This is a genomic window from Xanthobacter albus (assembly GCF_043194895.2).
GTDB lineage: Bacteria > Pseudomonadota > Alphaproteobacteria > Rhizobiales > Xanthobacteraceae > Xanthobacter.
On sequence record NZ_CM195532.1, the window covers coordinates 3,888,135 to 3,906,715 of the forward strand.

Sequence of the window (18,581 nt, forward strand, 5' to 3'; positions counted from 1 at the left end):
CCGACGCGCCAAGCGACATCCCATGCCCGTACGTCCACAGCGAGGGCCGCCACGAGTATCAATTAGCGGTTGAGCTAAATATAAAAAATAACCATTAGTTGTTGAAGCATATTCGAAGCAACGATACGTCAATGCCAGCGAACTTATTTGACGTTCCGCCCAGCAAATCTTAATGAATGCCTGCCCCGCCACGGCGAGTTCGGGGCTGCGGGGGTGGCGAACGCGATGTTTTGGCTTGGGAATCGCAGCGGACACCGAACGCGTGCCTCCGCCGGAATCGAAGCCGCCTCACCGGATACCGCGCCCCTCTCCCCCTCCCCTGTGCCCACGGATGAAGCTGCCCGCCCGGCTGACGGGCCGGTCTGGTCGCCGCTGCTGGCCGAGGGGCGCGACGGCGCCGGGCTTGATCGCATCTATTTCGACGGCGACGCGCTGGTCATCACGGGGTGGAGCTGCGGCAAGGGGCGTGTCGCGCTGGTTGCCGACGGGGCCGCCATTCCCCCTCTGGTGCGGGTGGAGGTCGAGCGGCCGGACGTGGCGGCCACCTACGCCCTTCCGCACGGAGTGAAAGGCTTCCTCTGCCTCTGGCGCGGGCCGCTGCCGGCCGGCGCCGGAGTGGAGGCGCTGGCCGGCAGCGGGCCGCGCCGGTTTCAGCGGCCGGAGGAATTTTCCCCGGCCGAGCGTGAGCCGACCCTTGAGCGCATCGCCCTCGAATATGCGTCCGCGCGCGGCGCGCTGTTCGATGCCCTGCAGGACAGGCCGCCGGCCGTGCGCGCCCTCGCCGCGACCTGTATCCACGGCGCCCTTCCGGGCGGCCCGCTCGGCAAGATCGAACAGCTCAAGATGGCGCCGGGCGTCGGCGGCCTCTGCGTGGGCTGGATGCTGGGATCTGCCGATTTCTTCCTGGTGGACGCAGAAGGACGCTGCACCGACCTTGCCGGCGCCATGCGCTGGATGAGGCCCGACATCCTCGACACGTTCGCCGGTGATTACGGTGCCGGCGCCGCCGAGGCCGGCTTTCTGCAGGCCCTGCCGCCCGCCGGGGGCCTCGGCGCCGTGCGCCTCGTCGCGCGCAGCGGCGACGATCTGTTCCTGGTGGACGAAAGCCCCGCCGAGCCCGCGCCGCGCGATCCCGTCAGCTATGCGCGCTGGGCATTTTCGCTGCCGGTCCCGCACGAGCGGATGGCCGAGCGCTTCGCGGTCCACGACGGCGCGCTGCTGCGCGGGCTCATCGCCCGTGCCCGCGACGCCAAGGGGCCGCCGCCCCTGGTGCGCCAAGCCGGCCCGCCGGTGGCGGCGCCCGAGGTTTCCCTCGTCATTCCCCTTTACGGGCGCTTCGACTTCGTGGACCACCAGCTGCTGGAGTTCACCGACGACCCCTTCATCCGTGCGCGCTGCGAGGTCATCTACGTGGTGGACGATCCGCGCCTCGCCGAGCCTGTGCTCGCGGCGCTGCCGCGCTGGTGGGCGGCCTATGGCGTGCCCTTCAGCGTGGTCTGGGGCGGGCGCAACCGCGGCTTTTCCGGCGCCAGCAATCTCGGGCTTTCCCTGGCCCGCGGCCGCAAGGTGCTGTTCCTCAACTCGGATGTGATCCCGCTCGGGCCCGGCTGGCTCGCGGCGCTGAGCGCGCGCCTGGGCGCCAGCCCAGGCCATGCGCTGCTCGGCACGCGGCTTCTTTTCCCCGACGGCGGTGTGCAGCACGACGGCATGAGCTTCACCCGCAGCCTCGCTTACAGCGTCTACCTGAACGACCACCCCGGCAAGGGCCTCCCGCCGCTGCCGGCGGCGGAGGGGGCGGTGGCCGACGTGCCCGCCGCCACCGGCGCCTGCCTTATCGGCCATCGCGAGGAGCTTCTCGGCCTCGGCGGCTTCAGCGAGGACTATCTCATCGGCGACTTCGAGGATTCCGATCTGTGCCTCAAAGCGCGGGCCGCCGGCCGGCGGATAGGGGTGGCGCGGGACATCGCCCTCACCCACCTCGAGCGCCAGTCGGTGGGGCTGGGCGAGAGCGGCGCCTTCCGGACGCGGGTGACGCTGTTCAACGCCTGGCTGCACCAGGAGCGCTGGCACACCGCCCTCGACCGCGAGGCCGGGCTTGGAACGCAGGAGCAGCCATGACCGCGACCGCGCGCCCTCCCGCGAACATCCTCGTCATCGCCCACGGCCATGTGGAATTCAGCACCGGCGGCGCCGAGGTGGCGGCCGACCAGCTCTTTCGCACCCTGCGCCGCTCGGGCGCGGCGGGGCGGGTGACGCTGCTCGCCCGCCACGGCGGCGGCCCGCGCTCGGGCCTCGTCACCCTGCTGCGGGAGGACGAGTATCTGTGGCGCACCGACATGGGCGACTGGTTCAAGTTCCAGTCCGGCGGTGGCGAGGCGGTGACGGGCCCGTTCCGCGCCTTCCTCGACCGGCTGAAGCCGGACGTCGTTTTCGTCCATCATTATGCCCACATGGGGCTGGATCTGCTGCGCGAGATCCGCCGCACCTGCCCGGATGCGCGCATCGTGCTGACCCTGCACGAGTTCCAGGCCATCTGCGCCAATGACGGCCAGATGGTGAAACGCGCCTCGCGCGAGCTGTGCTTCGGGGCGAGCCCCCAGGGCTGCGTCGCCTGCTTTCCGGAGCGGAGCGAGGAGGACTTCTGGCTGCGCCGGCACTTCATCCGCCGCCATTTCGATGTGGTGGACCGCTTCGTCGCGCCCTCGGAATTCCTGCGCCGGCGCTATGTGGAGTGGGGCCTGCCGGCTGAGCGCATCGCGGTCATCGAAAACGGCCAGCCGGCCGGCGCCCGCCTCCCGCCACGCGCCCTGCCGCCGGGCGGGCAGCGCAACCGCTTCGCCTTCTTCGGCCAGGTCACGCCTTTCAAAGGGGTGGACGTGCTGCTGGCGGCGGTGGCCGGCCTGCCCAGGGCCAGGCGCGCGAAGATCCACCTGGAAATCCACGGCGCCAACCTCGACCAGCAGGAGGACGCCTTCCGCGCGCGCATCGAGGCGCTACGGCGGCCGCTCATGGAAGAGGGCGTGGTGCACTGGCCCGGCGCCTACCATCGCGAGGACCTCGCCCGGCGCATGGCCCGCATCGACTGGGTGGTGGTGCCCTCGCTGTGGTGGGAAAACTCGCCGGTGGTCATCCAGGAGGCCTTCCGCTACGGCCGGCCGGTGCTGTGCTCCAACATCGGCGGCATGGCCGAGCACGTGCGCGACGGCATGGACGGGCGGCACGTGGGCGTCGGCAACGCGGCGGACTGGGGCGAGACCCTTTTCGCTGCAGCAACGGACGCGGAAGACTGGGCGCACTTCCACCAGAACCTCAAGGCGCCATTGCCCGTGGAAGTTGCAGCCGCGCGCTACCTTGAATGGGCCCATGCCTGAGACTTCGCCGAATCAGCGCGCCCCGCACGTGGACCGTTCCACAGATGTGGAGGGCACATGAAGCTTCATTTGCAACGTAAATGCGCTGCAACAGGTTTTGGCTCGACCGTCAGGCGACGTTGCGGTACATCAAATTTCAGGGTGGCGAGGCCGGAACTGCAGAAGACAACCTGTGGTAGCGCCTCAAACAATAAAAATCTCTCACCGCACGACACATTGGATACAGAATAACGCTGGCTCACACCAGTAAATGGGCATGACATTGATTTCTTTTGCTGCTTGTGACCTTGCGATCATCGGCCACGCGTGCCGCCTCCCGGGGGCGGACGACACGGCCGCCCTGTGGCGCCTCATGCTGGAGGGGCGTTCCGCCGTTCGGGACCTGCCCGAGGGCCGCTGGGCGATCGATCGTGCGCTCCACCCCCGCCGCACCGAGCCGGGCTACGCCTACACCTTCGCCGGCGGATACATCGAAGATCCGTTCGCGTTCGATCCGGTCGCCTTCGGCATCTCCCCGCGCGAGGCGCAGCAGATCGATCCCCAGCAGCGCGTTCTGCTGGAAGTGGTGTGGCGCGCGCTGGAGGATGCCGGCATTGCCGCCTCCGCCACCGCGCGCCGGTCGGTGGGCGTCTACGTGGGCGCCTCGAACGTCGACTACCAGTCCAGCGCCTCGGGCGATCCCGCGTCGGTCGAGAGCCACTTCATGACCGGGAACGCCCTGGCCATCATCTCGAACCGCCTGTCCTACGTGTTCGACTGGGTCGGCCCCAGCTTCACCGTGGATTCCGCCTGCTCGTCCTCCTTCGTCGCGCTGGCGCAGGCGGCGCGCGCGCTGAAGGCGGGGGAGATCGACACGGCGGTGGTGGCCGGCGTCAACCTGCTGCTCTCACCCGCGCCGTTCGTGGGCTTCTCGCGCGCCTCCATGCTCTCGCCCACCGGCCGCTGCCGGCCCTTCTCCGGTGCCGCCGACGGCTACGTGCGCTCGGAAGGCGCCATCGCGCTGGTGCTGCGCCGGCGGGAGGACGCGCTTGCCGCGAACAACCGCATCCACGCCGTGGTGGCGGGCACGGGCGTCAATTCCGACGGCCGCACCTCCGGCATCGCCCTGCCCTCCGTGGAGGGCCAGCGACGGCTGATCGCGGACACCTACGGCGCGCTCGGCGTCAGTCCGGATGACCTCGCCTTCGTCGAAGCGCATGGCACCGGCACGCCCGTGGGCGACCCCATCGAGGCCGAGGCCATCGGCACCGCGCTCGGCAAGGCGCGCGCCACCGCGCTGCCCGTGGGCTCGGTGAAGTCCAACATCGGCCACCTGGAGTGCGTGTCGGGCCTCGCCGGCCTCATGAAGGCGACCCTGGCGCTCCAGCACCAGGTCTATCCGCGCACCATCCACCTCGAGAGCCTCAACCCCCGCGTGGATTTCGCGGCGCTGAACCTCGCGCCCGCCACCGCGGACGTGGCGCTCGACATCGCGCGCACGCCGTTCGCGGGCATCTGCAACTACGGCTTCGGCGGCACCAACGCCCATGTGGTGCTGCGGGCGGCGGACCCGGCGCCGGCGGCGCCTTCCGCAGCCGGCTCGGCCCGGCTGCTCGTGCTTTCCGCCCGGTCCCAGGAGGCGCTGCGGGCCCTCGCCGGCCTCCATGCGGAGCGGATCGAGAACGGCGAAGGCATCCCCGCCGAAACGGCCGCCGCGGTGCGCCACCAGCGCGACCTGCTCGACCAGCGCCTCGCCGTGCCGCTGGAGAACACCACCGCCGCGGCAGCCGCCCTGCGCCGGTTCGCGGCCGGTGAAAAGGATGACGCGGGCGTTGCCGCCGGAACCGCCGGCGCGCGGCAGGGTAAGCTCGCCTTCGTCTACAGCGGCAACGGCGCCCAATGGACCGGCATGGGCCGCGCCGCCCTGGCGCGCAGCGGGGCGTTCCGCGCCGCCTTCGAGGAAATCGACCGGCTCTATGTCGCCGAAGGCGGCTGGTCGCTGCGGGAGAAGCTCCTGGCGCCGGACCTGGAGACGGACATCGAGCGGACCTCGGTGGCGCAGCCCCTGATCTTCGCCATCCAGACCGCCCTCACCAGCGCGCTTGCGGATTTCGGCGTGCGGCCCGATGCGGTGCTGGGCCACAGCGTCGGCGAGGTGGCGGCGGCGGCGGCGAGCGGCGCGCTCGATCTTCGGGAGGCGGTCCATCTCATCCACCACCGCAGCCTGCGGCAGGAGATCGCCGCCGGGCGCGGGCGCATGCTAGCGCTGGCGGCCTCCGAAGAGCAGGCCCGCGCCCTCATGGACGCCCTCGCCCACCCGGACCTTCAGCTCGCGGCGATCAACGGTCCCCATTCCGTCACCCTCAGCGGATCGGGCGAGGCCATCGCGGCGGCGGAGAAGGTGGCACGCGCCCGGCGCATGGCCACGGTCGCCATCGGCGTCAACTATCCCTTCCATTCCCACCTGCTCGACGACGCGGAAGAGGGCATCCGCGCCGATCTCGCCGCGCTCTCGCCGCGCGCGACGCGGATCGATCTCGTCTCCACCGTCACCGGCTCTCTTGCCGCGGGCGAGACGCTCGATGCCGGCTACTGGTGGCGCAACATCCGCGAGCCGGTGCGCTTCAGCGATGCGGTCACCTGCGCCGCCGGGCTGGGCGTGACCCATTTCCTGGAGATCGGCCCCCGGCCGATCCTGCTGGCCGCCACCAGCGAGACGCTGCGCGCGGCGGGCGTTTCCGCCGCCTGCATCGGCTCGCTCTCGGAGCGGGACGAGCGGAGCGAGGCCGACCCGGTGGCCGTGACGGCCGCGCGGGCGGTCGCGCGCGGCGCGCGGGTGGACGAGGCGCGGGTGTTCGGCCCGGCGCCGCGCGGGCCGGCGGCCCTGCCCCCCTACCCCTTCCAGCGCCAGCGCTTCGTGCTGCCCGAGACCAGCGAGGCGCTGGACGTGTTCGGCAGCCTGTTCGGCTCCACGCCATCCCATCCCATCCTCGGCCGCAAGGTGAGCCACGGGGTGCCGGAATGGCGGGGCTTCGTGGACGCCGAGGTGGTCCCCTACATCGCGGACCATCAGGTCCAGGACGACATCGTGGTGCCGGGCGCCTCGCTGGCCGAGATGGTGCTCTCCGTGGGGCGGCAGATGTTCGGCGACGGCCCGCTGGCGCTTTCGGACTTCGACGTGCTGCGCCCGCTCACCCTCTCGGACGGCGCCATGCGCGAGGTGTCCACGCGCTTCGACGAGGCGACGCGGCGCTGTGAGATCTGGGCACGGCGTCGTCTCAGCGGCGGCCCCTTCCTGCTCCACGCGGTGGGGCACGTGGCGCCCGCCTCCGGCACCCCGGCGAAGCCGGTCTGGCCCGATCGCGCGCGCCTCGTCCCCGTGACGGGCGCGGAGGTCTATGCCGCCTCCGAACGCTGCGGCCTCCACTACGGGCCAAGCTTCCGCCGCATGGTCTCGCTCGAACGCAACGCCGAGGAGGGCATCGGCCTCCTGGCGCCGGGCACGCTCCCGCTCGGCTGGTTCCAGGACCGGCACGTCATCGACCCCGCCGGCCTCGATGCCGCGCTCCACCCGCTCTCGCTGGATTCGGAACCGATCTATGGCGAGGTCCGCACCCACCTGCCGGTGCGCATCGCCAGCCTGACGGTGTGGCAGCCCGGCGTGCCCATCGTTCACACCATTCTGCGCCGCGCGCGCGAGAACCGCTTCACCGCCGCCGTCGATGTCATCCTGATGGCGGAAGACAAATCCGTGGTGGCGGAGATCAAGGACCTCGTGCTGCGCGACGTGCTGCTCTCGCGGCACGATGACGAGGAGCGCCAGTTCCACCTGGAGCTGGAGCCGCTGCCGCCGGCCGGACACCGCTCCGCCGCCGAGGTGCCCGCGCCGGCGGTGCCGGAAGGCGCCGATGCCCCCGCCCAGCTCCTGCTGCGCGGCTTCGTGCGCTCGCACGTCTACGAGACGGTGCGCGCCCTCGGCACCGACCTCCTGCCGGCCGCCCTCGCCCTCACCGGCGAGATCGACCGGAGCGCCGAGACGCTCCTGTCCAGCCTGCTGGAGCATCTGGCCACACTGGGCCTCGCCGAGGGCGGGGACGCGGGCTGGCAGCTTGCGGAAGCCGAACTGCCGGCCGCGGACGCCGTGTTCCGGACCCTCGCGGCGCGCCACCCGGAGGCGATCGCGGAGATCCGCCTCGCCGCCCATCTCATGGCGACCCTGAAGGACGCCTTGACGCGCGGCGCGCCGACCGCCCCGCCCCCGCCCCTGGCGGAGCTGGCGGAGGCGGACGCCCTCGCCTTCCGCCCGGCGCTCGACGCGCTGGCGCGGACGCTCGACGCGCGGATGAAAGCCGCCGCGCCCTGCCGGCCGCACCTGCTGGTGGCCCGGCCCTGGACGGCGGGACTGGTGCGCGTGCTGCTGCCGCTCGCGCGCTCGGGCCGCGCCCACGTCACCTTTGCCGGCGCCGATGCCACCGCCTTCGAGCGCATCGTGGCCGGGGCCGGCGACGGCACCTTCGCCTTCCTCGATCCCGCCGACGACACCGCGCGCCTCGCGCCGGTGGACCTGGTGGTCGGCCTTGCGGCCGCGCCCCTGTTCGGTGGCGACGTAGAGGAAGCCCGCCGCGTCGCCGGCCGCGCGGCCGGGGCCGAGGTGCTGGTGTCCTGCCCGGCGCCGGACGCCGCCATGGACATCCTGCTCGGCGTCGCCGACGCGCCGCGACGGTGCATCCCCGGCGCCGCCGAGACCGAGGCCATGCTGGCGGAGGCGGGCTGCGGCACGCTCACGCGCAGCGGCACCGGCGCCGCCTGCCTCCTTCAGGGCCGCCTGCCCGCCGCCGAGACGACGGCGGCGGCCGAGCGCCTGCTCGTGCTCGCCACGCCCCGCACCGCCGCCTTCTGCTCCGCCCTCGCGGGCGAAGGCGACATGGTGATCGGCCTCGATGCGCCGCTTCCAGCGAGCGAGCCCGCGCCGCGCACCGTGATCGTGCCGTTCGCCGCGGACGAGGGCCAGGCGCCACGCGCGGCGCTGGCCGGTCACCTTCTGGCGCTAAAGCGCATCCTCGCCTGGGCGCAGGACGGCGGCACGCGGCGCGTATGGGTTCTCACCACCAGTGCGCGCGCGGTTGCGGATGAGGCACTCGATCCGGTGGCGGTGGCGCTCGCCGCCTTCTGCCGGGTGGCCGTGAACGAGCATCCCGGCATTGACCTGCGCCTGCTGGATGCCGAGGCGCTCGCCCCGGAGGCGGCACCGCGCCTGCGCGCCCGCATCCTTGATGCCGGCTGGGAGGCCGAGATCGCCTCCCGCCCCGCGGGCGACTTCGGCCTGCGCGTGCTGCGCGGAACCGCCCGGACCGAAGCCCCGGCGGACGAGGCCCGCCGCGTGCGCCTCCACGTGCCGCAGCAGGGCGTGCTCGCCTCCATGGAATGGATCGCGGAGCCGCGCCTCGCGCCCAAGGCGGGCGAGGTCGAGATCGAAGTGGCGGCCACCGGCCTCAACTTCCGCGACGTGATGCTCGCCCTCGGCGCGCTGGACGACGACATTCTCGGCCCCGGCCTCACCAGCACTTCCCTCGGCTTCGAGTGCGCCGGCACCGTGGTGCGCGTGGGCCCCGGCGTCACCGGGCTGAAGGTGGGCGACATGGTGATGGGCTTCGCGCCCGACGCCTTCGCCACCCACGTGACGGTGCCCGAATGGTACGCCTTCAAGGTGCCGGAAGGCGTGCCGGCCGAGGCGGCGGCGGCCATTCCGGTCGCTTTCGCCACGGCGTGGTTCGCGCTGGTGGAGCGCGCGCGCCTCACGGCGGGAGAAAGCGTGCTGGTCCACGGCGGGGCGGGCGGCGTCGGCCTCGCGGCCGTGGCCATCGCCCTGAGCCGCGGCGCGCGCGTCATCGCCACCGCGGGCACGCCGGAGAAGGCGGCGCTGCTGAAGGCCCTGGGCGTCTCGGCGGTCTACAACTCGCGCGACCTCGCCTTCGCCGCCGACATCGCCCGCGATCACGGCAAGGTGGATGTGGTGCTCAACTCGCTCGCCGGCGACGCCATGGCGGCGAGCCTACGGCTGGTGAAGCCGTTCGGCCGCTTCGTGGAGCTGGGCAAGCGCGACTTCCTCGCCAACACCGCCCTGGGCCTGCGGCCCTTCGCCCGCAACATCAGCTATTTCGGCGTCGATCTCGACCAGCTCCTGGCGCACGATCCGAGCCAGGCCAAGGTGATGATGCGCGACATCGGTGCGGCGTTCGCCTCCGGCGCCTTCGGCCCCATCCCCTACCGGGTAATGGCGGGAGAGGACGTGGAGGAGGCCTACCGCCAGATGCAGGGCGCCCGCCATGTGGGCAAGATCGTGGTGCGCCCCGCCCGCCGCGGGCGTGTGCGGACGGCGGAGCCGCCCGCCCCGGCCTTGCGCGAGGGCGTCCACCTGGTGGTGGGTGGCGCCGGCGGCTTCGGCTTCGAGACCGCCATGTGGATCGCGCAGCGCACCAAGGGCATGGTGGTGGCCGCCTCCCGCGGCGGCGTGCGCGACCCCGAGCTCGTCGCGCGCATGGAGGCCGCCAACGCGGCCGGCGCGCGCATCCTGTCCGCGCAGGTGGATGCGCGCGACCCGGCTGCCCTTTCGGCCCTGGTGGAGCGGCAGGTGGCGCAGCACGGCCCTCTGCGCGGCCTCTACCACACCGCCATGGTGCTGGAGGACGGGCTGATCGCCAACCTCGGCCCGGAGAGCCTTGCCACCGTGCTCGCGCCCAAGGTGGACGGCGTGCTCGCGCTCGATCGCATCACCGAGCGCCACCCGGTGGACCAGTTCGTGGTCTATTCCTCGGCTTCCGCCATGATCGGCAGCCCCGGCCAGGGCGCCTATGTGGCCGCCAACGCCTTCCTGGAAGGCGTGGTGCGCAACCGGCGCCGGCGCGGCCTGCCGGGCCTTTCCGTGGGCTGGGGTGCCATCGCCGACGTGGGCGTCATCGCCAAGGACGAGGCGCTGGGCCAGCGCCTCGCGCGGGCCACCGGCGTCGCCGGCATCACCTCGCGGGAGGGCCTCGCCTATCTCGGCCGGCTGATCGGCCTGGGCGCGGCGGCGCCCGTGGTGAACGTCTACGCCCAGGTGAACGGCAGCGCCATCGCCCGGCAGCTCGCGGTGCTGCGGACACCCACCTTCCCCAACCTGTTCCCCGGCGCCGCCCAGAGCGCCATCGGCGAGAGCGAGGACCTCAAGGACCGCATCGACGGCAAGACCGAGGAGGAGGCCCAGGAGATCCTCGACGCCGTGCTCGCACGCGAGATCGCGGCCATCCTGCGCCTGCCGCTGGACGCGGTGAACGCCGACGCCGTGCTCGCCGACCTCGGCATGGATTCGCTCATGGCCCTGGAGCTGCGCCTGACGCTGGAGAAGAAGTTCGCCCTGGAGCTGCCCCTCCTCTCCATCGGCAGCGGGCGCACGCTCGGCGATCTCACGCGGGTCGCCATCGCCAGCCTGCGCGGCGCCGACACCGCCGCCACGGCCGACGAACCGGCCCCCGCGCCGGAGCGCGCGGTGGCCGGAGCACGCCGGGCATGACCGGGCGCGGCACGCTTTCGGAGGACGAGCTCGCGCGGCTGATGGCCGACATGCGGGTGCGCCCTCCCCAGGCGGCCCGCGCCCCTGCGGCCGCACGGCCAGTGGCCGGAGGCGAGGCCTCGCGGGCCGCCCTCGTCTCGTTCGCCACCCTGCCCCGCGTCACCGAACTGCGCGACCAGGCCCTCGCCGCCCAGATGCTGGGCCTCGAAAACCCCTACCACCGCATGCACGAGGTGCGGGCGGGCGCCCTGTCCCGCATCGCCGGGCGCGAGATCGTCAACTTCGCCTCCTACGACTATCTCGGCCTGAATGGTGATCCCCGCATCACCCGGGCGGTGTCGCAGGCGGCGGCGGAATGGGGCACCAGCGTCTCCGCCAGCCGACTCTCCGCCGGCGAGCGGCCCGCCCATCACGCCCTGGAGCAGGCGCTGGCCACGCTCTACGCGGCCGAGAGCGCGCTCGTCTTCGTCAGCGGCCACGCTACCCCGCTCGCCGTGCTGCCGACCCTGCTGGGGCCGAAGGACCTCATCGTCCACGACGCCCTCATGCACAATTCGGTGGTGCTGGGCGCCCAGCAGTCCGGCGCCGCGCGGCGCAACTTCCCCCACAACGACCTCGACGCCCTCGAAGCCATGCTGGCCCGCGACCGCGACCGCTTCGAGCGCGTGCTCATCGTTTCCGAGGGGCTGTTCTCCATGGACGGCGACGGGCCGGACCTCGAGCGCCTCGTGGCCTTGAAGGAGCGCTTCGGCTGCTGGCTCATGATCGACGATGCCCATGGCCTGGGCGTGCTCGGCGCCACCGGCCGCGGCATCGCGGAGCATGCGGGCGTCGATCCCCGCAGGGTGGACATCTGGTTCGGCACCCTTTCCAAGACGCTGGTGAGCTGCGGCGGATACATCGCCGGCCCGGCCGTGCTCACGGCCTATCTGAAGGCGCTGGCGCCGGGCATGGTCTATTCCGTCGGCATGCCGGTGCCCGTCGCCGAGGCGGCGCGCACCGCGCTCTCCATCCTGCGCGCGGAGCCGGAGCGCGTGGCGCGGCTCCAGGCTAACAGCCGCCGCTTCCGCGACCGTGCGGCGGCAGCGGGCTTCGACACGGGCGCCGCCTGGGGCGCAGGCATCGTGCCGGTGATGGTGGGCGACGCGCTGCGCACGGTCACGCTGGCGCAGCGGCTGCTGGAGCGGGGCGTCAATGCCTTCCCGGTGCTGCCGCCGGGGGTGCCGGAGCACTCCGCGCGCCTGCGCTTCTTCATCTCAGCCGCGCACCAGCCGGGCCATATCGACACCGCCATCTCGGCCCTCGCCGAAGAGGGCGCCAAGCTCGGCCTCGGCCGCGCCTGAGGTTATCAGCCCGGCTCTTTGACGAGCACCGAGCCCGCTTCGCCCCCTCCCGCGCGCGGCCATCAGCGGGCGCGGGCGACGACGGCCTCCACCGCGCCCAGCCACGCCTCGAATGCCGCATCCCAGCCGATGGCCGCGCGGCGGGCAGAGAGCCCCTCCCGCAGCCGCACGCGCAACGCCTCGTCCCGCGCCAGCCGCGCCACCGCGGCGGCGAGGCCTTCGGTGTCGGATGGCGGGAACAGAAGGCCGGTCGTCCCCTCCGCGATCTGGTCCGGCAGCCCGCCCGCGCGCGGGGCCACCACAGGCAGCGCGCTGGCCTGCGCCTCCAGCACCGCGAGGCTCGCATTCTCATGCCGCGAGAGGGTGGCGCAGGCGTCGCCGTTGGCGAGGAGGGCCGGCATCCGCGCGCGCGGCACGGCCCCCAGCAGGTGGCCGTGGGAAAGGTCCCGCGCCAGCATCGCTTCCACCCGTGGCCGCAGCTCCCCCTCCCCCGCCACGACCACCGCGAGCCCATCGCCGAGCAGGCGGCCGAGGCGCGGCAGGGCCTCGGCCCACTGCGCCCAGCCCTTGTCCGGCGTGAGCCGGCCCACGATGAGAAGCACGAAGCGCGCATCGAGCCCCGGCAGGCCCCATTCCTCCCGCCAATAGCCCGCGCGGCGCAGCGCCGGGGTGAAAAGAGAGGTGTCGGCGCCGTTGAACGGCCCGCACACGCCGTTGGCGAGCCCCGCCCCTTCCAGGCGCCGCAGCATGGCCGCGCCCGGCACCAGGGTGGCGTCATAGCGATTGAACAGCGCCGCCACCGCCCGCCAGCCCAGGGCCGAAAGCCAGCGCGGGCGCCGTTCTCCCACCACATAGTCCACGAACGGCGTATGGAAGAAGGCAATGACGGGGATGCCATGGCGCCGGGCGAAGGCGCCGGCCGGCACCCGGAGCAGGCCCAGCGCCAGCCGGTCCGGCTCGTCCACATGGATGACATCGGGACGGAACGCCGAAAGCGCGCGCTCGATCTCCCTCTGGGCGGCGCGCAGCGGGTTGCGATCCCCCGGAACGCCGCCGAACGGCGCGCTCGACAGCGGGACATGGACGATGCCCGGCGGCACCAGGCCGGGCGGGATCTCCCGGCCCGGCCGGGGCGCGAGCAGGAGCACCGCGTGCCCGGCGGCGGCCAGCCGCGTCAACCGCTCGTGCACGCTCACCGCCACCCCGTCCAGCACCGGCAGGTAGCTGGAGGCGAGGATCGCGATCCTCATGCCTCCCGCGCCCGTGGCGCCGCGCCGGTGCCGGAGGCCGCAGCGCCATAGAGGGCGAGCACGTCGTCCGCCATGTCGGCCTCGGTGCGCGTGTAGCGCGTGGCGGCGCTCATGCGCGGCGCGAGGGCGGGATCGTCCGTGAAGCGGCGCAGGACCGCCGCCAGCGCCTCGGCATCCCCGCGCCGGAAGGCGAAGCCGTTGACGCCCTCGTTCACGAATTCCGTCATGCCCGGCACGTCGGAGACCACCACCGGCGTATGGGTGGCGAGCGCCTTCAGCAGCGTGAGCGGTCCGTTCTCGTACCAGAGGGACGGCAGCACCAGCACGTCCAGCCCGGCCATCACCGTAGCGGTGTCGGCGGGATCGAATAGGCCGCGAAAGCGCACCGGCATGCGCTCCGCCACCGCCCGAAGGTCGCGCGCATAGTCCGGCGCGAGCTGCTCGGAACCCCAGATATCGAGGGTGGCCGAGCCCGGAGGCAGGGCGCGCAGCGCCTGCAGCACCAGGTGCGGCCCCTTGTGGGAGAGCAATTGCCCGATGAACCCCAGCCGCAGCGGCCCCGCCGGGCGCGCCGGCTTCGGCCGCCGGTCGATCTCGATGCCGAAATTGCTGCGCACGAGCCGGGTGGGCGCGCCCTGGGCACGGAACGCGTTTTCCAGGAAGGCGGTGGGGGCGATGGCGGCGCGGTAATGCGCCATGGCGGCGAGCATGACCTGCGGCCGGCTCAACACCGCGCGCGCATCCGCCCCCCCGGAGAAAAGCAGGAACGGCGCGAACCGCGTGAACGCCCAGGCGCATGCATCCCGGAGCGCGGGATGGCCGAGGGCCCGCCAGAAGGGCGAGAAGGGCTGCTCCTGGCTGCGCAGGGTAAGGCCACAGCGCATGCAGTTGAGCCGCGATGCGTCGGGCCCCCCGCAGGCCCCGCCGTGGGCCTGCTCCAACATGCCCGTGAGGCAGATGTTGAAGAAGTCCGTGAGGGTCGCGAACACGGGGATTGCGAGGCTCGCCGCCACCTGCGGCAGCACGGCGGTGAAGTTGGCGAGGTGACACACGTGCACCACGTCCGGCGCGATCCTCCGCAGGAGGGCGGCGAGCAACGGGGCGAGCGAAGGCTGGTCATAAGCCTCGCGCACGTTTCGCGGCGGGTGGCGGTTGCCGTCGATGCGCAGCACGCGGATGCCGGCGTGGACGTAGCTCTCCACCTCTCGCGCCTGGGGCGGCTCACCCGCCTCGCGGGCGGTGACGACCACCACCTTGTGCCCGCGCGCGACGAACGCCCGCGCCAGGGCGAGGGTGTAGAACTCCGTGCCGTAGACGTGATCCGGATAGAAGGCATGGACGAACAGGGCGATGCGGAGCGCCCGGCCGGCCTTCAGCCCCATGTCGTGATCGGGAAACGTGCGCATGAGCCCCAGGGTGAAGGTCCGGCCGGGCGATGTCGCGGCATGGACGACACGCGGCCCCGGTCCGGATTCGATGCTCCGATGGAGTGCCGCGGCAGTTTCCGGGATGACGCAATGTAATTCAAGCAGATCATTCCGCCCGCGTAGCACGCCACGATGAAGCGCCCGCGACGGCGGACCTCGCACATGGCGAGCCTGTCCCCTGCGCCCTCCTCCTTCCGGCCGCGCACCTTCGGCTGCCCCCTCCCCTGCGTTCCCCCATCGGAGGGGCCACCGAAGCCTTAGCTCCCGCCAGTGGAACGAGCACCCTTTGCAATGTTCAGCGCCGCCGGACCCCGCGCTATGAATGACACAACAGTTTTCATGCGAATGGGGGTCATGATGGCACTGGACCCTGTAATACAGGCGGAACAGAAAGATATCGTACTGGCTCCGCCTTTGGATCTATCAAGCATCCTGGGCACCTCGTTCGGGGATATCATGAGCGTCTCGTCCATCGAGCAGCTCCTGGCCAGCCTCGCCTTCACCCAGAGCCCGAACGACAACGGCATGGGCATTGGCCTCAATGCTTCAGCCGATGCCGTTGGCACGGATACTTTCACCTCCCTCGACATCTCTCTTGAGCTGGAAACCTATTCATGGGGCGCGCTGGCCATCGGCCACGCCTCCCTGCAAGCCCTGGCGCTGGGCAACGAGGGCGACGCCCTGCTCGCCCAGACCGATTGCGCCCTCGACTTCACCGGCGCGGACCTCATCCTCGTCATCAATCAATCGCAGTATGGCAGCGGTGCGTTCGGCGACTCCGTCTGGACCGCTTCCACCACCGATGTCGTCTTCCTCGCCATCGACATCGCCGGGCTCGCGCCCGTGAACGGTCCGCTGCTGATGGAGATGGATTACGAGACCGCCATGTGCCAGCTGCCGGGGCTCATCTCCGGCAATCTGGCGCAATACAACGTCGACAATGTCGCCCAGGGCGACGACAGCATGGTCACCGTCGATGTGACCAACCTCGCCGTGGAGGACCGCCTCTCCAGCACCTATGCCGCGCTCACCGCCGCCGTCGACTATGAGCGCGACTGTGGCTGCGGGAATGGCGGTGACGGCGGCGACCCTGGTGGCGGCGATCCCGGCGGCGGTGATCCCGGTGGCGGCGATCCCGGCGGCGGCGACCCCGGCGGCGGCGACCCCGGAGGCGGCGATCCCGGCGGCGGCGACCCCGGCGGCGGCGACCCCGGCGGCGGCGACCCCGGAGGCGGCGATCCCGGCGGCGGCGACCCCGGCGGCGGCGACCCCGGCGGCGGCGATCCCGGTGGCGATGGTGGCGGTGATGAAGGCGACGGCGGCGACCCGCCCGGCGGCGGCGGCGCGTTCCCGGTCGATCCCGGCGTGGATCCTCCCGCCGATCCCGGCATTCCCTTCGAGCCCGGTGACGGCGGGTCCCTGGGCGGGTCGGGTGATCCGACCACGGCGCCCGGCGGTGGCAGCACCGGTGGCTCCGGCTCCAGCGGCGGGTCTCTTGGGGGCGGGTCGCTTGGGGGCGGCGGTGCGCATGGCTTGCCCCAGGCGCACTTCACCGGGCCGACGAGCTGGGTGTGGACCGACGCCTTCTTCACCACCTTCTCGGCGCGGTTCTGCGCGGGCGCGCACCCGGAGCTGCGCCTTGCAGGCGGCGATTCCAGTACCCCGACCGCCCAGGACTTGAGCGAAGCGATCGGGAGGCCCGACCTCCATCTGATCGACATCAACTTCTGGAGCTAGAGCAATTCCAGCGAAAGTGTGCAGCGGTTTCGCGCCAGGAATTGCGACAGAGCTCGGATTCAGAGCAATTCCAGCGAAGCGGGTACCGCTTCGCTCGAAGAAAATGCGTGGCCTCGACAGCCTGGAGCGATTGCCGCGAGCCGATGCGAGCGACAAGCGCTCCAGCAGTCGTTCGGACAAGGCGGCAGCCGGCGCGCGGAAAGCCCCCCGCGCCGGCTCCGCATCTGCCGCCCCGGCGAGTGGGCGATGCCTGGCGCGCGCCTCTCCGGGAACCTCCATCGCATCCTGCGCATCACGCGTCGCGCCGGCTCGAAGGCCGGGCAAAAGGCCGTCCGCCGAGGGATGGCGCTGGGGCACTCCACCAGCAGGTTGGGCGCATATGGAGTAATGTACAGATTGCTCCTTCCCTCTACTTCCTTCGCCCCGGAAACGCTCCTTGGGTGAGTAAAGCGTAATCCCGCGTTTCTCTGCACTGTGCATCCGCTAAAATGCTGCAGGCACTAGACTGAGAGACGCGCCATGTCATCCGCATATGCTTCGACGTTCAGTCAGAACATGTCGGTCGTGCAGACCGGGAGCGGGTCCGGGGGCGACACCAGCTCGCAGGATCTGACGTCCATCTCCCTCGCGGTCGCGACCGGGCCCGCCACCCCCACCCACGAGGAGGGGATGGCGGTTCAGCTATCGGGCGAGGCCTTCGCCGCGGGCGAGAACACTCTCGCGACCGCGGCCGTGGACGTCGTGGTGGCGGGCGACGCGCAGGTGCAATCGGCCTACGCCGTCGGCGAGTTCTCCGCCTGGGGCCAGGATACGGCCAGCGCCTATGCCACGGCATCGAGCGCCGGCGCCATCATCGGCGACGCCGACCATACTTTCAGCCTCAGCTACACGGCGACCTTCTCCAGCCAGGACCAGGCGTCGTCCGAATGGTCGGCTACCTCCCTCACCGAGCTGTTCGCGCTCGATATCGACGGCATTCCGGGAATCGCCTTCGAGGACACCACCGCGACCGGCACCGCGCCCCCAACGGAGGCGCCGGCCGCCGCCGAGCCGCAGCCAACGTCTCCCGCGTGCGGATGCGGCGCTCCAGACGGCTGGGACATCACGGTGGAGGGAAATCTCGCCTTGTTCGACATCTCGGCCGTCGCGGTGGGCGACAACAGCCTCACCCTCGTGGACTTTTCCGCCCTGACCGTCGAGGACCAGCTCTCGAGCGTGTCGGTCGTGGTCACCGGCGCCATCGGTTGAAGCGGCACGGCACAAGCACACGGCCGCCTGGCAGCACTATCATACGCTCCCATTGCGGAGCACTCCACCAGAACGATACCCTTGGGTGAATGAAATATACTCCGTTGGTTTAGTCATCCGGTTGCTCTTTTGACCTCAGACCACGGAAAAACTACTTTCTCGATGTCGGCGAAATGCTCGACATCTTCGCAATGGAGACGAACATGTCCAACGATCCTTGGAACGGCGGCCACGGCGGTCATGACAATGGCGACTTCAACTGGAACCTCGATGTGACCTACGACTTCGCGTCGTATGTCGACATCAACTTCGACACCACGACCACCTATGAGAGCTCGTTCGATCCGTCGGTGAACTTCGACATGTGCATCGACATCAGCGGCAACTTCGCCGGCTTCAACGTCGACGTGCAGGCCGTGGGCGACAACGGCGCCACCGAGGTGAACCTCGCCGTCGTGACGACCGAGGAGTTCTCCAGCATCGCGCTGTCGGGCTACTCCGCGGTCGCCTGATTGCCGCACGAAGACGGCAACATATTCAGTTTCCAGTTGCCTGGGAGCCCTGGGGCCGCCGCCCCCAGGGCTCCTTTTTACTTTTTCGCCGCGTTTTTGCTCTGGTGGTACTTTCGCGCCTCCATATCTTGCACCGCACCATCTTAGACATACCGATGACTTCCC

9 protein-coding genes are annotated in these 18,581 nt (G+C 71.4%); 7 read left to right on the forward strand and 2 right to left on the reverse strand.

What is annotated here, in order from left to right; translation table 11 throughout:
- Window positions 1-321: 321 nt before the first annotated feature.
- The 4 genes from V5F75_RS17460 (at window position 322) to V5F75_RS17475 (ending at window position 12,242) form a co-directional block, all read left to right on the forward strand.
- Window positions 322-2,118: a glycosyltransferase family 2 protein gene (locus tag V5F75_RS17460; RefSeq protein ID WP_394034056.1), complete on the forward strand. Its 1,797-nt coding sequence runs from the start codon at window positions 322-324 to the stop codon at window positions 2,116-2,118.
- A complete protein-coding gene (locus V5F75_RS17465; RefSeq protein ID WP_394034057.1) occupies window positions 2,115-3,371 on the forward strand; it encodes a glycosyltransferase family 4 protein in 1,257 nt (418 codons plus the stop codon). Before V5F75_RS17460 ends, V5F75_RS17465 begins: the two co-directional genes overlap by 4 nt.
- Before the next feature lie 256 nt (window positions 3,372-3,627).
- Entirely contained in the window at window positions 3,628-10,899 is a 7,272-nt protein-coding gene (locus tag V5F75_RS17470; protein ID WP_394034058.1) for an SDR family NAD(P)-dependent oxidoreductase, read from the forward strand.
- Window positions 10,896-12,242: an aminotransferase class I/II-fold pyridoxal phosphate-dependent enzyme gene (locus tag V5F75_RS17475; protein ID WP_394034059.1), complete on the forward strand. Its 1,347-nt coding sequence runs from the start codon at window positions 10,896-10,898 to the stop codon at window positions 12,240-12,242. The genes V5F75_RS17470 and V5F75_RS17475 overlap by 4 nt, the downstream gene beginning before the upstream one ends.
- Before the next feature lie 62 nt (window positions 12,243-12,304).
- On the opposite strand, the gene V5F75_RS17480 is transcribed toward V5F75_RS17475, so the two are convergent.
- Together V5F75_RS17480 and V5F75_RS17485 are read right to left on the reverse strand one after the other, a co-directional pair.
- On the reverse strand, window positions 12,305-13,492 hold the full coding sequence (locus V5F75_RS17480; RefSeq protein ID WP_394034060.1) for a glycosyltransferase: 1,188 nt from the start codon (window positions 13,490-13,492) through the stop codon (window positions 12,305-12,307).
- Window positions 13,489-14,898 (reverse strand): glycosyltransferase, encoded by a 1,410-nt coding sequence (locus V5F75_RS17485; protein ID WP_394034061.1) that lies wholly within the window; start codon window positions 14,896-14,898, stop codon window positions 13,489-13,491. The genes V5F75_RS17480 and V5F75_RS17485 overlap by 4 nt, the downstream gene beginning before the upstream one ends.
- 375 nt (window positions 14,899-15,273) lie before the next feature.
- On the opposite strand from V5F75_RS17485, the gene V5F75_RS17490 reads away from it, so the two are divergent.
- From V5F75_RS17490 to V5F75_RS17500, 3 genes are all read left to right on the forward strand, one after another.
- On the forward strand, window positions 15,274-16,656 hold the full coding sequence (locus V5F75_RS17490; RefSeq protein WP_509212103.1) for a hypothetical protein: 1,383 nt from the start codon (window positions 15,274-15,276) through the stop codon (window positions 16,654-16,656).
- Window positions 16,657-17,175: 519 nt separating this feature from the next.
- A complete protein-coding gene (locus V5F75_RS17495; protein ID WP_394034063.1) occupies window positions 17,176-17,904 on the forward strand; it encodes a hypothetical protein in 729 nt (242 codons plus the stop codon).
- Between the two features lie 203 nt (window positions 17,905-18,107).
- Window positions 18,108-18,416 (forward strand): hypothetical protein, encoded by a 309-nt coding sequence (locus V5F75_RS17500; protein ID WP_394034064.1) that lies wholly within the window; start codon window positions 18,108-18,110, stop codon window positions 18,414-18,416.
- Window positions 18,417-18,581 lie beyond the last annotated feature (165 nt).